Below are 14,033 nucleotides of genomic sequence, written 5' to 3' on the forward strand. Positions count from 1 at the left end.
TGACAAAGCGGCTCTAAGCGGTATAGACTGATCATGTTGGGATGTGGTAACGATGCGTTTAAAAAAAGAAAAGCAAAATTATCTGGATTATGTGCCGGTCAAAAATCCGAAGTTTCCGAGCTACCGTCGGGAAGAGGACAACCTGGTCATCGTGGAGGTCGAACACAAAGGCTTTTACGCCACCCTCGCCCAAAAGCTGGCCAAAACGCCCCGGGTGAGCAAGATCGAGCTGGACAAATTCGGCAGCTTCATCTGGGAGTGTATCGACGGCAAGCGGACGGTGTTTGAGATCTCCCAGCTGCTCGAGCAGGAGTTCGGCAAGGAGGTCCAGCCGGTGATGAACCGGGTGGTCAAGTACTTCCAGATACTCCGCGACAACGACTTTATCAGCTATCAAGAGGGAGCGGCAAAATGAGTATAGGCTGGATCATCTTTTATATCTTTCTCTTTGCTGTGGCGGCCGCCGCTATCTACACCTGGGGGCTCATCAAGGCCCAGCGCCAAAACGCGGACCTGATGCAGCTGCTCTATGTCAAGGGCGAAAAGGCGGTGGTCAAGGCCATTGCCAAAAACGGCAGCCAGACCCGTCAGCAGTTGGAAGAGAGACTCAAGGGCCTGCGCGCTTCCCAGTTTTACAGCAAAAACCGGGTGGTCATCCAGGACGCCAAGAGCTTCGCCGACACCCTGCTTGCGCGGATGGTTGAGCAAAATATCCTCCTTGTTAAATTTGAGGAGGGCAGACGCGTCTACCGCCTGACTGAAGACGCTATGGTCAAACTCAAGATTAGAAAAAAATAACTGCATTGTGTGAAAGCGCCCGGAGTGATTCTCCGGGCGCTTTTATTGTGGACGGCGCTGTTTGGCCCCGGCCAAGGCGGATAAAACAACCGGCGTCTGCCGCCGTTCACTGAGCGGTGTCTCCCCCGCTCACCCGAAAAAGGAGGAAAGGCCCGTCCCTCCCCCACAGGCGGCGGTGCGGCGAAAAAAAGGTCTGTGCCGCCAAGAAAACCGTCTCAATTTCGTCGCTTCCCACAAAAATATGGTTCCCACCGTCCTTTCATTGCTTCCGCTCCTCGGGTGTGGTAAGATGGGGGCAAATCCAAAGGAAACGCGAGGTGCTCCCATGAAAATTTTGCTCGATACCGCCAATCTCGCCGAGATCGAAGAGATCATCCAGTATTATCCCATCGACGGATTCACCACCAACCCCACCATCCTCTCCCGGGATAGCTCCGACGTCCCCGCCACCCTCCGCCGTCTGATGGAAATTTCCGGTGGCAAGATGGAAATCCACGTCCAGGTCACCGCCGCCGAGAGCGAGGGCATGCTCGCCCAGGCCAAAGCCTTGGACAAATTCGTGGGCAAGGGCTTTCATATTAAGATTCCCGTCACCCCCGAGGGCATCCGCGCCATGACTCTGTGCAAAAAGGCGGGCATCCGGGTAACCGCCACCTCCATCTTTACCCCCATGCAAGCGCTATTGGCCGCCAAGGCGGGAGCCGACTACGTGGCGCCCTATGTCAACTCCATCGACAACATGCAGTGCGACGGCCCTGGCGTCGTCTCGGAAATTCTCACCCTGTTTGAAAACTTCGGCTACCCGACCAAGATGCTGGCCGCCGGATTTGACAGCGTGAGCCAGGTGCTGGGCGTGGCGCTTGCCGGCGCGCACACCGTCACCGTCACCGCGTCCATCATGCACAAGCTCCTCTTCCACCCCCACACCGATCTGGCCGTGGGCAACTTCGCCGCCGACTGGAAGGCGAAATTTGGCGCCCAGAGCGTCTCCGACCTGCTCAAATAGCTGAGAGTCCCCTTGGACGCGTACAAACGGACCGCAAGGGTGTCGACAGCGCAAGAGCGTCTCCGACCTGCTCAAATAGCCACACGGGGAGCTTTAACCCCCACGGGCCGGGAAGTCCCGCGTCTAAGCCCCGGCAATTGTCCGCGCCCGACACGGACAGAGGCGGGGAAACCGTCATGCGGCCTAGCGGATAGTATTGCCGTTTGATCAGAAGCGTCCCTCCGTTTGCGGCGGAGAGGCGCTTCTCCAATGTGGCGGTAAAATCTTTTATATCCCGGAAAACTTTTGGCCATAATGCAACAATTCGCGGCAGGCGCGGATAAATTCCTCCGATTTTCTTGACAAAACCTAGGGATCAGTTTAAACTCATACACATAGTATTTCACACAGAATGTTTGAGGTAAACAACATGGCTTCTTCTGTCAATGCAATGACAAAAGAATACTTTTTCTTTTTTAGCTTGGGCTTTTACTTTAGCGCAGGCTTTTTTGCGTTGGGAAAAATGAAGTTGCCAAATGCTGTATGCGCGGGATAGCATCCCGGGTCATTCAATCGGATGAGACAGGCCGGTGCTTTTGGTAACGAAAGCACCGGCCTTTTTGTATGCCGGCTCAAACAAAAATAACGGGGGTAATGTCATGGTAGTCATTCTCAAAGAACACGCGGAAGAAAAAAAGGTGGACCAGCTCTTAGGCTGGCTGGAACTGATGGGCGTAAGGGCCAGCATCATCAAGGGCTCCCACACCACCATTCTGGGACTCGTCGGCGACACTTCCAAGATCGACATCGATTCCATCCGGGCGGTGGACATCGTCGAAAACGTCACCCGGGTCCAGGAGCCCTATAAAAACGCCAACCGGAAATTTCATCCCGACGACTCCGTCATCGACATCGGCGCGCTCAAACTAGGCGGCGAGCGCTTCCACGTGATTTCCGGGCCCTGCTCGGTGGAGAGTGAGGAGCAGATTCTGGAAGTGGCAAAGCGCGTCAAGGCGGCGGGCGCCACCATGCTCCGGGGCGGCGCATTCAAACCCAGGACTTCCCCCTATGCCTTCCAGGGCCTCAAGGCCGAGGGCATCGAATACTTGCTGGAAGCCAAAAAAATCACCGGCATGCCCATCGTCACCGAGATCATGAGCATCGCCCATCTGGACCTGTTCGAGGATGTGGACGTCATCCAGGTGGGGGCCAGAAATATGCAGAACTTCGAGCTGCTCAAGGAGCTGGGCAAATCGAAAAAGCCCATCCTCCTCAAACGGGGCCTGGCCAACACCCTAGAGGAGCTTCTCATGAGCGCCGAATACATCATGGCCGGCGGCAACCCCAACGTCATCCTCTGCGAGCGGGGCATCCGCACATTCGAGACCTTCACCCGCAACACCCTGGACATCTCCGCCGTCCCCATCCTCAAAAAGAAGTCCCACCTCCCCGTGGTGGTGGATCCCAGCCACGCCACTGGCATCACCTGGCTCGTGGAGCCCCTCTCCAAGGCGGCGGTGGTCTGCGGCGCGGACGGCCTGATCATCGAGGTCCACAATAACCCCGCCAAGGCCCTCTCCGACGGTCCTCAGTCCCTGACCCCCGACCAGTTCGACGCCATCATGCAGCCGCTGACCCAGCTCGTGGGCTACACCGGCAGAAAGATGGGGTAGGACATGAAAATCGGAATTGTGGGCCTTGGCCTGATGGGCGCGTCCTTTGCCAAGGCACTCAAACGCTACACCTCCCACACCGTACTGGGCCTCGACAGGGACCCCGCCGTGCGGGAATCGGCGCTCCACGACGGCGCGGTGGATGAGGTCCACGAGGACCCCGCCTTTCTCTCCCAGTGCGCGGTCACCTTCCTGTGCCTCTTCCCCGTCCAGACGGTGGCCTTTGTCAAAGAAAACCTCTCCCATTTCCAAAAAGGCTCCATTGTGGCGGACATCTGCGGCATCAAGGGCTATGTGGTAAACGCTCTTAGCCAAATGGAACTGCCGTTCATTTACCTTCCTTCCCATCCCATGGCGGGCCGGGAGGTCTGCGGCTACCACGGCTCCTTGGAAAGCCTGTTTGTGGGCGCCAGCTACATCTGCACCCCCGTGGACGCACCGCAATACGCGGTGGACACGCTGGAAAGCCTGGTGCGCTCCATCGGCTTTACCGATTTTGTGGTTACCACCCCGGCGGACCACGACCGCATCATCGCCTTCACCTCCCAGCTTCCCCACGTCATTTCCAACGCCTATGTCAAAAGTCCCAGCTGCTCAAAGCATAACGGCTTTTCGGCGGGTAGCTACAAGGACCTCTCCCGGGTGGCCAAGCTCAACGAAGAGATGTGGAGCGATTTGTTCCTCCTCAACCGGGAAAGCCTCCTCTCGGAGCTCGACACCCTGCTGCAAAACCTCGCCCAGTACCGGGATGCCTTGGCCCGGGAGGACCGGGACGCCCTGCGCGACCTGCTGAGAGAGGGCAGAATCATCAAGGAGGAATGTGACCAATGAAAAAAATCCATGTCAGCGCGTCGAGGGGCTACGACATCCTCATCGGCCGCAATCTGTTAACAGACGCGGGCTATTATCTGAAACAGGTCCTTTCCCCCAAGCGGGTCTGCGTCGTCTCGGACGACGTGGTCTTCCCCCTCTATGGGGAAAATGTCGTCTCCTCTTTGGAGGGCGCGGGATTTTCCGTCGTCACTTTTGTCTTCCCCCACGGCGAGCCCCAGAAAAATTTGTCCACCGTCTCCGAGCTCTTTGACTTTCTCGTCAAAGAGGGCTTTACCCGCACCGACGTGCTGGTGGCGCTGGGCGGGGGCGTGGTGGGGGACTTGACCGGCTTTGCCGCCGCCTGCTACCTGCGGGGGGTCAAATTCGTCCAGATTCCCACCACCTTTCTGGCCCAGATCGACTCGTCGGTGGGCGGCAAAACCGGCGTGGACATCCCCGGCGGCAAGAACCTGGTGGGCGCTTTCTGGCAGCCGAGCCTCGTACTGTGCGACATCGCCACCCTCTCCACCCTGTCCCCGGACATCTTTGCCGACGGCACGGCGGAGGCCATCAAATATGGCCTCATCTACGACGCCGACCTCTTCGACGTCTTCCGTAATCATCTGTTGGAAGAGCATCTCTTCGACGTGGTTTACCGCTGCATCGAGATCAAAAAGCAAGTGGTGGAAGAGGACGAATTTGACACGGGGCTGCGGATGATCTTAAACTTCGGCCACACTCTGGGCCACGCCATCGAAAAGTCCTACCACTTTACCGGCATCACCCACGGACGGGCGGTGGCGGTGGGCATGGTCCTCATTTCCGACGCCTGCGCAAAAAACGGCCTGCTCTCCATTTCCGACGCCGAGGCCATCCGCTCCACCATCCAAAGCCACGGCCTGCCCGTGTCGGTGCCGCTGGAGACAGGTTCGCTGTGTGCCCTGTGCGGCAGCGACAAGAAGATGGATGGGGACACCCTCAACCTCATTATCCTTGAGGACATCGGCCACGCGGCGGTGCGGAAAATGTCTTTAGCGGGGCTCCAGGAATTTATGGGAAACGAGGGGTGACAAGATGGATGTTATGGTAAGCGCCTCCACCCTGCGCGGGACGGCTTCGGCCGTCCCCTCCAAGAGTATGGGGCACCGCAGTCTGATCTGCGCGGCTTTGGCCGGTGGCGGGACCGTCTCGGGCCTTCGCTTCTCGGCGGATATCTCCGCCACCGTGGACGCTCTCTCCGCCATGGGCTTTTCGCTCACCAGGGACGGCGGGGCCGTTCGGGCCGGGGCTTTTACGCCGCCGTCCTCTCGGGGCGGAGAACTGCCCGTCATCGACTGCAATGAGTCCGGCTCCACCCTGCGCTTTCTCATCCCGGTGGCGGCGGCGCTGGGAGAAAGCGTCACCTTCACCGGCCGCGGGCGGCTCCCCAGCCGTCCCATCGGCGTCCTCACCGACGCCCTCTCCCAGCACGGCGTCTTCTTCTCCGGAGACTCCCTCCCCCTTTCCATGTCAGGATACCTGAAACCGGGACATTTCCGTCTCCCCGGCAATGTGAGCTCCCAGTATATTTCCGGGCTTCTCTTTGCCCTGCCCCTCCTGGAGGGTGACAGCGTCGTCGAGATCACCACCCCGCTGGAATCAAAGCCCTACATCGACCTGACCGTCAAGGCCCTCGGGGACTTCGGCATCAAGGTCACTGAGACGTCCCAGGGATATGCCGTCCGGGGAAATCAGCGCTATGAGCCCCGGGACTGTGCGGTGGAGGGGGACTATTCAAACGCGGCCTTCTTCGCCTGCGGGGCCGCTTTGGGCGGCGCCGTGCTCACCACGGGCCTTGATCCCGCCTCCCTCCAGGGGGATCGGGACATTTTCCCCCTTTTAGAGCGGATGGGCGCGAAGGTAACGTGGGAAACGGACGGCGTGCGGGTCCAATCGGGGCCGCTGCGGGGAATCGACATCGACGCGTCTCAGATTCCCGACCTGGTCCCCGTTTTGGCTGTCACCGCCGCCTTCTGCGAGGGTGAGACCACCATCTATAACGCCGGACGCCTTCGCCTCAAGGAGAGCGACCGGCTCTCCGCCGTCTCCGATTGTCTGCGCCGCTTGGGCGCTCAGGTGGAGGAAGGGTCCGACCGGTTAAAGATCACCGGCAAGCCCCGGCTTTTGGGCGGCGAGGTGGACGGCTGCAACGACCACCGCATCGTCATGGCCATGGCGGTGGCGGCCCTGCGCTGTGAGGGCCCTGTCATCATCCGGGGAGCCCAGGCGGTGGAAAAATCCTACGGCGCCTTTTTTGAAGATTATCAAGCATTAGGAGGAAACTGTCATGTCATCCGTGATTGACCAGAACATTAAAGTCTCCATCTTTGGCGAGTCCCACAGCCCACAAATCGGCGTGGTCATGGACAATCTTCCCGCCGGTCTTCCCATCGACATGGACAGGGTCCTCGCCTTTATGGCTCGGCGGGCTCCCCAGGCCGCGTCCTATTCCACCGCCCGGAGGGAGGCTGACGTGCCTCAGGTGGTCTCGGGGCTCTTTGAAGGGCACACCACCGGCACCCCGCTGTGCGCCCTCATCGCCAACACCGACACCCGCTCCAAGGATTACGAGGAGATGCGCGCCAAGGCCCGCCCGGGCCACGCCGACTTCACCGGCTTTCTGCGCTACCACGGCCAAAACGACTACCGGGGCGGTGGCCACTTCTCCGGGCGGCTGACGGCCCCGCTGTGCTTCGCGGGCGCTGTGGCTCTCCAGGCCCTGGAGGGTCTCGGCGTCACGGTGGGCGCTCACATCCTCTCCCTGGGCGGGGTGTGGGACAACGCCTTTGACCCGGTGGATATTTCGGCCAAAGAGCTGCGCGCGGTCAGCGGGGCCGAGTTCCCCGTCACCGTGAGCCCCGTCAAGCTCAAGATGCTGGAAGCCGTGGAAGAAGCGCGCAAGGACAAAAATTCCCTGGGCGGCACCATCGAGTGCTGCGCCGTGGGGGTGCGGCCGGGCCTCGGATCCCCCATGTTCGACGGGCTGGAAAACGTCATTTCCCGCATCGTCTTCGGCATCCCCGCCGTCAAGGGCATCGAGTTCGGCAGCGGCTTTGACTGCGCGGGCATGACCGGCAGGGAGCACAACGACCCCTTTTATATGGACGAAAACGGCATGGTCAAAACCAAGACCAACAACCACGGCGGCATCCTGGGCGGCATCTCGTCGGGCATGCCCCTCATTTTCCGGGTGGCGGTCAAGCCCACCCCCTCCATCGCGTCGGAGCAGGACACGGTGGACTTTGTCGGCGGCAAAGACGAAAAGATCGCCATCACCGGGCGGCACGACCCCTGCGTCGTCCCCCGGGCGGTGCCCTGCGTGGAGGCGGCGCTGGCGCTCGGCCTCTTGGACGCCTATCTGGCCCCCCGGCCCACGCTGGAAGAAGAAAGGCGGTAATTCCCATGGATTTAACACAGCTTCGCCAACAGATCGACGAGGTGGACGGACAGATCGTCGAGCTTTTCAAAACGCGGATGGCCCTGGTGGACGGGGTCGCCCGGTATAAGCGGGAACACAGTATCCCGGTCCTCCACGCGGGACGAGAAGAGGAGGTCCTCGACCGGGCGGCCAAGCTGGCGGGGCCCGAACTGGCCGGGGCCAGCCGGGTGCTCTTCACCACCCTCATGGACGTGAGCAAGGGCAGTCAGTATTCCCAGAACCTGCCCCCCGATTCCAAGCTCCTCTCCTACCGGGACCGGGCCAAGGAGCCCTTTGTCCTCCCGTCGGCGGCCCGGGTGGGCTGCCAGGGGGTGATGGGGGCCTATTCCTCCATCGCCGCCCGCCGCATGTTCCCCCAGCCGGACCTGCGCTTCTACCGTCACTTCGCCGACGTCTTCGACGCGGTGGACCAAGGGGAAATCGACTTCGGGGTCCTGCCCATTGAAAACTCCTCGGCGGGCAGCGTCGGGGAGGTCTACGACCTGATGAAAGCCCACGATTTTTCCATCGCCGCGGCTCTCAAGCTCCGCATCGACCACTGCCTGGTGGCCAAGGACTCCATGGACATCGGTAAGATTACCAAGGTCTACTCCCATGAGCAGGGCATCAACCAGTGCCGCCGCCTCTTTGACGAGCACCCCCACTTAGAGCCGGAGGTTTTCTCCAACACGGCGGCGGCGGCGGAGTTTGTGTCCAAATCGACCGACGGCACCCTGGCCGCCATCTCCTCCAAGGAGACGGCGGAGCTCTACGGCCTAAAAATCCTCAAAGAAAACGTACAGGACAATGACTTTAACTTTACCCGTTTTATCATCATCACCAAGGATTTTGTCAGGACTGCCGACGCGGACAAGATTAGCTTGAGCCTGGTCCTCCCCCACCGGGCGGGTTCCCTCTACCATGTCATCACCCGCTTTGCGGTGCTGGGCCTCAACCTGACAAAGCTCGAATCCCGCCCCATCCCGGGCCGCGACTTTGAGTTTCGGTTCTACTTCGATTTTGAAGGCTCCATCCTGGACGACAAAGTCCTCTCTCTCCTCCACCAGCTGGACCAGCAGCTGGAATATTTCTCCTTTTTGGGCAACTTCCACGAGCACTGCCGTTAAATATTCCCTCTGTTTTTACCGCCGCCGGACTCTTTCCGGCGGCTTTTTTTGCGCCCGGCGGCGACGAAAACAAACCGCGTAAAAACTGCAACTAGTTGCGCGCAGAAAAATCATTGTTTTTTTTAGCGCATTTGCCGGATAGGTTCTTTTTGTGAATTCTGGTATACTAAAGTTTAGAAAATCGTTACAATATCTTCGTTCTGGAGGGGAATTTATGCCAACTCTCTCTCAAACCGCACCAAACAAACAGCTCAGCCCCGGAAAGGCCACCGTTTTGTTAGTGATCTGCGCCGCCATGTGGAGCTTTAACGGCACCTGGATTAAGCTGGTGGACTTTCATCCGATTGTTACCAACTCCGCCCGTTGTATTTTCACCGCCCTCACCCTCTACCTCTACTCCCGATACAAAAAGGAAAAGATCGCCGTCAACAAGGAAACTATCATTGGCGGGCTGATCATGACCTCCATGATGGTCGTCTCGGCCTGTGCGTTTCGGATGACCACGGCGGCCAACGCCATCATCCTTCAGTACGTCAGCCCCATCTATGTCCTCATCGTTTCGGTCCTCTTCTTTAAGCAGAAAGCCCGCCTTAAGGACATTTTGGTGGTCGTCTTCTCCATTTTGGGTGTGGCGCTGTTCTTCATCGACAAGGTGGAGGCGGGCAATCTTTGGGGCAATATTCTGGCGGTCTTTTTGGGTATGCTCTTCGCCCTCTCCTTCCTCTACAATAACCACACCACCCAAAACCCGCTGCACATCATTTTCTTTGCCTGCATCTTCTCCGCCCTAGTGGGAATTCCGTTTTACTTTGTCTATCCGCCCCACTTCACCCCGGCTAGCGGAACGGCCATCGTGGCCATGGGCGTCGTCAATCTGGGCATCCCCTATATCCTGTACAGCATGTCTATCCAGCGATGCAGCGCCCTGACCGCTTCCATCGCCACCATGGTGGAGCCCATCCTCACCCCCGTCTGGGCCCTGCTGCTAGTCAAAGAAAAGCCGGGTCAATTCGCCCTGTATGGCGCTGTTTTGGTGCTGCTAACCATCTCCCTTTACAGCATTTCCAATGCCCGGGCCGCTCAGAAAGCGAAGGCTCCGGCGCCCGAGAACGCCGGGTAGCGGCGCATGCATCCGTTTGTTATTCCATTTATCAACAGAAAGGCTGGGAATCCTATTGACCACAACACTTCAAACCCCACAAAAACGCCAAATGGGCCAGGGCCAGGCCACCATTTTGCTGGTCGTCTGCGCCGCCATGTGGAGCTTCGCGGGCACCTGGATTAAGCTGGTGGACTTTCATCCCATCATCATCAATTCCTCCCGGTGCGTCTTCGCGGCCCTCACCCTATTTATTTATTTTAAGATCAAAAAAGACAAAATCGCCGTCAACAAGGGAACTATTCTCGGCGGCCTCATCATGGCTTCGGTCATGACCGTCACCGTCGCCGCCCTGAGTCTGACGACGGCGGCCAACGCCATCATCCTCCAGTACATGAGCCCGGTCTATGTGCTGATCATCTCCGCCATCTTTTTCCATCAAAAGGTCCGGGGCAAGGATGTGCTGGTGGTCATCTTCTCCATCCTGGGCGTCACCCTCTTTTTTATCGACAAGGTGGCGGCGGGGAGTCTACTGGGCAATGTCCTGGGTATCTGCGGGGGCATTCTTTTCGGCATCTCCTTTCTCTACAATAACCGCACTAAGCAAAATCCCCTCCACATCGTCTTTTGGGGTTGTGTCTTTTCGGCCCTCATCGGCATCCCCTTCTATTTTCTCTATCCGCCCCATATCACCGCTCTGGGCGCAGTGGCGGTCGTCATGATGGGCAGTGTTCATCTAGGCGTCCCCTATATCCTCTACGGTCTGGCCATCCAGCGGTGCAGCGCCCTCAACGCCTCGGTGGCCACCATGATCGAGCCCATCCTCACCCCCATCTGGGTCTTCCTCTTTGTGGGGGAAGCGCCGGGAAAATACGCGCTGGCAGGCGCCATTCTGGTCATGCTAGTTATCTCCCTTTACAGCATCTCCAACGCCCGGGCCGCTCAGAAAGCGGCGCAGGAGTAGCCGCTACAAAAAGCCGCCGGTGTCCGGCGGCTTTGCCCGACAGCTCCATTGTCGGGCATGATACGCAGGGACATCCGCGCCCCTGCGCTCCGTCCCTCATGCGCGAAAAAAGCCGCCGGTGTCCGGCGGCTTGCTCGACAGCTCCACTGTCGGGCATGATACGCAGGGACATCCGCGCCCCTGCGCTCCGTCCCCCATGCGCGAAAAAAGCCGCCGGTGTCCGGCGGCTTGCTCGACAGCTCCACTGTCGGGCATGATACACGGGGACATCCGCGCCCCTGCGCTCCGTCCCTCATGCGCGAAAGCTCCACTGTCGGGCATGATACACGGGGACATCCGCGCCCCTGCGCTCCGTCCCTCATGCGCGAAAAAAGCCGCCGGTGTCCGGCGGCTTTGCCCGACGGCTCTGCTGTCGGGCATGATACGCGGGGACATCCGCGCCCCTGCGCTCCGTCCCTCATGCGCGAAAAAAGCCGCCGGTGTCCGGCGGCTTGCTCGACAGCTCCACTGTCGGGCATGATACGCGGGGACATCCGCGCTTTTGCGCTCCGTCCCTCATGCGCGAAAAAAGCCGCCGGTGTCCGGCGGCTTTTTTAGACGCCCTGCCAACCGAAGCGGCGTGCCCGGCATCGGCAGCTTTTTTTATTTGAAAGGGAAGAAAAATCCGTGTATAATAGCACATAGATCACTTTTGGAATGGGAGGATGCCACTTGAACAAGCAGTTCCTAATGGGCAACGAAGCCATCGGCCTTGCGGCCATCGCCGCGGGGGTGCGCTTTGTATCCGGTTATCCCGGAACGCCGTCAACTGAAATACTCGAAACCATCGCCAAGCACAATCCTGGCGATATTTATGTAGAATGGTCCGTCAACGAAAAGGCCGCCCTCGAGGCCGCGGCGGGGGCCGCCTACGCGGGGGCCCGGGCAATGGTGACCATGAAGCAGGTGGGCCTCAACGTGGCCTCCGACCCGCTGATGAGTCTTGCCTACATCGGCGTCAAGGGGGGGATGGTCATCGTGGTCGCCGACGACCCCGGCCCCATCTCCTCCCAAACCGAGCAAGACACCCGCCACTTCGCCCGCTTCGCCAAGGTGCCGGTCTTTGACCCCAGTTCCCCGGAGGAGGCCTACGACATGGTGGAAAATGCTTTTGCCCTCTCGGAGGAATACGGCACGCCGGTCTTCTTGCGCCCCACCACCCGCGTATGCCACGGCTGCGCCACCATCGAGGAGAAGGCGCCCCTGGAGAAAAAAGAGCCGGAAGGCTTTGTCAAGGACCCAAGGTGGGTCATCTTCCCCCGGCTCTCCTTACAGCGGCATGGGGAAATTGAGGCCGCCCTGCCCCGGATGGGGGAGGCCCTCTCCCAGAGCCCCTATAACCGCATCGAAGTAACCGGGAAAGTGGAGGAGGAACGCCTTCGCCTGGGAGTTGCCTCGGGCGGCGTCAGCTACGAATACACCCGGGAGGCACTGGGGGACACCGGCGTGCGCCTGCTCAAAGTGGGGACGCCCCACCCCTTCCCGGAAGCCCTGGCGCTCGAGTTTCTCGACGGGCTGGACGAGGTGCTGGTGATCGAGGAACTGGATCCCGTCATCGAGCGGGAGCTCGTCTATCTGTGCGGTAAGCACCACCTGAATGTACATATCCGCGGCAAACTCACCGGCGACAACCAAAACGCCGGGGAAAACTCGGTGGAATCGGTCCGCCGGGCCCTCATTGGCTTTTTGGATTTGCCCCAGCCGGAGGGCACCGTCCTGGAGCTCCCCTCCCTGCCGGTGCGGCCGCCGGTCCTGTGCGCCGGATGCCCTCACCGGGCTTCCTTCTACGCCGTCAAGCAGGCCATGAAGGGCCGCAAGGCAGTCTTCTCGGGGGACATCGGCTGCTATACCCTGGGCAACGCCGCGCCGCTTCACATGGTGGACACCTGCCTTTGCATGGGCGCCGACGTGACCATCGCCCAGGGGCTCCACCGCATCGAACCGGACGCGGTCAACTTCGCTTTTATCGGCGACTCTACCTTCTTTGCCTCGGGCATGACCGGGGTGGTCAACGCCGTTTACAACCAGACCGACATCGTGCTCATCGTGCTGGATAACTCCACCACCGCCATGACCGGACAACAGCCCCACCCCGGCACCGGCCGGACCATGATGGGCAATATCAGCGACAAGATCAGCATCGAGAAGGTCCTCACCGCCATTGGGGTCAGCCGGGTCCTCACCGCCGACCCTCTGAACCTGAAGGAAGCGGAAAACGCCGTCAGGGAGGCCGCCGGCGTCAAGGGCGTCTCCGCGGTCATCTTCCGTTCCCCCTGCATCGCGGTGACAAAGCCCGCTGCCGGGTTTGTGGTGGACAAAGAAAAGTGCATCGGGTGCAAAAAGTGCATCCGGGAGCTGGGGTGCCCCGCCGTGGTCTGGCAGGAGGGGAAGGCGGCCATCGAGCCCAGCCTTTGCTATGGTTGTTCCATCTGCGCCCAGGTCTGTCCCTGCGGCGCCATCGAAAAAATGGGAGGTGAGGCAAGATGAACATCAGCGCCATGTTGTCCGGCGTGGGCGGTCAAGGAACCGTCCTCGCTTCCAAACTGATCGCCCTGTCGGCCATGCAAAAGGGCCTCTTTGCCCGCACCGCCGAAACCATCGGCATGGCCCAGCGGGGCGGCTGTGTGGTTAGCCACGTCCGCATCGGCGAGGACATCCACTCCCCCATGATTCCCTTGGGAGGCGCGGATTTAATCCTGGGCTTTGAACCGGCCGAGGCCGTCCGCTGCCTGCCCTATCTTAAGGAGGGCGGCACCGTGGTGGTCAGCGCCAAGGAGGTCAAACCCGTCACGGCGGCCCTGGGCGGCAACGATTACTCCGCCCAGGAGATGCTTTCCTTCCTTCAAGACCACGCCGGGCACGCCGTTATAGTGGACACGGCCGCCATCTGTGAAAAGTGCGGCAGCGCCAAAGTGCTCAACGTGGCCCTCTTAGGAGCCGCGGCGGCCACCGGCGCGCTGGGCCTCACCCTGGAGGAAATGGAAGGGGCCCTGAGAAAGCGGCTGCCGGAAAAGTTCCTCCCTATGAATTTAGAGGCCCTGCGTCTCGGCGCCAAGGCCGTTTTAGGAGAATAAAGCC

13 protein-coding genes are annotated in these 14,033 nt (G+C 60.0%); all 13 read left to right on the top strand.

The window, feature by feature from the left end; genetic code table 11:
- The first annotated feature begins 52 nt into the window (after positions 1–52).
- The 13 genes from H8709_RS09990 to H8709_RS10050 all read left to right on the top strand — a co-directional run bounded on the left by H8709_RS09990 (position 53) and on the right by H8709_RS10050 (position 14,029).
- The gene (locus tag H8709_RS09990; protein WP_262398234.1) at positions 53–415 is read left to right on the top strand and encodes a PqqD family protein; all 363 of its coding nucleotides are present in this window, start codon (positions 53–55) and stop codon (positions 413–415) included.
- Positions 412–798 (top strand): hypothetical protein, encoded by a 387-nt coding sequence (locus H8709_RS09995; RefSeq protein ID WP_262398235.1) that lies wholly within the window; start codon positions 412–414, stop codon positions 796–798. The genes H8709_RS09990 and H8709_RS09995 overlap by 4 nt, the downstream gene beginning before the upstream one ends.
- A gap of 325 nt (positions 799–1,123) precedes the next feature.
- The gene (locus tag H8709_RS10000) at positions 1,124–1,804 is read left to right on the top strand and encodes a transaldolase family protein (protein ID WP_262398236.1); all 681 of its coding nucleotides are present in this window, start codon (positions 1,124–1,126) and stop codon (positions 1,802–1,804) included.
- 638 nt (positions 1,805–2,442) lie between these two features.
- On the top strand, positions 2,443–3,456 hold the full coding sequence (gene aroF, locus H8709_RS10005; protein ID WP_262398237.1) for a 3-deoxy-7-phosphoheptulonate synthase: 1,014 nt from the start codon (positions 2,443–2,445) through the stop codon (positions 3,454–3,456).
- 3 nt (positions 3,457–3,459) lie between these two features.
- Positions 3,460–4,287: a prephenate dehydrogenase gene (locus H8709_RS10010; protein WP_262398238.1), complete on the top strand. Its 828-nt coding sequence runs from the start codon at positions 3,460–3,462 to the stop codon at positions 4,285–4,287.
- Positions 4,284–5,339, top strand: a complete 1,056-nt coding sequence (aroB, locus tag H8709_RS10015) for a 3-dehydroquinate synthase (protein ID WP_262398239.1) — start codon at positions 4,284–4,286, stop codon at positions 5,337–5,339. Before H8709_RS10010 ends, aroB begins: the two co-directional genes overlap by 4 nt.
- A gap of 4 nt (positions 5,340–5,343) precedes the next feature.
- Positions 5,344–6,612 (top strand): 3-phosphoshikimate 1-carboxyvinyltransferase, encoded by a 1,269-nt coding sequence (aroA, locus tag H8709_RS10020; RefSeq protein ID WP_262398240.1) that lies wholly within the window; start codon positions 5,344–5,346, stop codon positions 6,610–6,612.
- Positions 6,596–7,705, top strand: a complete 1,110-nt coding sequence (gene aroC / locus H8709_RS10025; protein ID WP_262398241.1) for a chorismate synthase — start codon at positions 6,596–6,598, stop codon at positions 7,703–7,705. The genes aroA and aroC overlap by 17 nt, the downstream gene beginning before the upstream one ends.
- A 5-nt stretch (positions 7,706–7,710) precedes the next feature.
- Positions 7,711–8,853: a bifunctional chorismate mutase/prephenate dehydratase gene (locus H8709_RS10030; RefSeq protein WP_262398242.1), complete on the top strand. Its 1,143-nt coding sequence runs from the start codon at positions 7,711–7,713 to the stop codon at positions 8,851–8,853.
- Positions 8,854–9,067: 214 nt separating this feature from the next.
- Positions 9,068–9,973 (top strand): DMT family transporter, encoded by a 906-nt coding sequence (locus H8709_RS10035; protein WP_262398243.1) that lies wholly within the window; start codon positions 9,068–9,070, stop codon positions 9,971–9,973.
- Positions 9,974–10,064: 91 nt separating this feature from the next.
- Positions 10,065–10,916 carry a DMT family transporter gene (locus tag H8709_RS10040; RefSeq protein WP_262398244.1) on the top strand — a complete coding sequence of 284 codons (852 nt, stop codon included), beginning with the start codon at positions 10,065–10,067 and terminating at the stop codon, positions 10,914–10,916.
- Between the two features lie 711 nt (positions 10,917–11,627).
- A complete protein-coding gene (iorA, locus tag H8709_RS10045) occupies positions 11,628–13,442 on the top strand; it encodes an indolepyruvate ferredoxin oxidoreductase subunit alpha (protein ID WP_262398245.1) in 1,815 nt (604 codons plus the stop codon).
- Positions 13,439–14,029, top strand: coding sequence for an indolepyruvate oxidoreductase subunit beta (locus H8709_RS10050; RefSeq protein WP_262398246.1), 591 nt, complete (start codon positions 13,439–13,441; stop codon positions 14,027–14,029). Before iorA ends, H8709_RS10050 begins: the two co-directional genes overlap by 4 nt.
- Positions 14,030–14,033: the final 4 nt, after the last annotated feature.

This window comes from Zongyangia hominis (assembly GCF_014385095.1).
GTDB lineage: Bacteria > Bacillota > Clostridia > Oscillospirales > Ruminococcaceae > Zongyangia > Zongyangia hominis.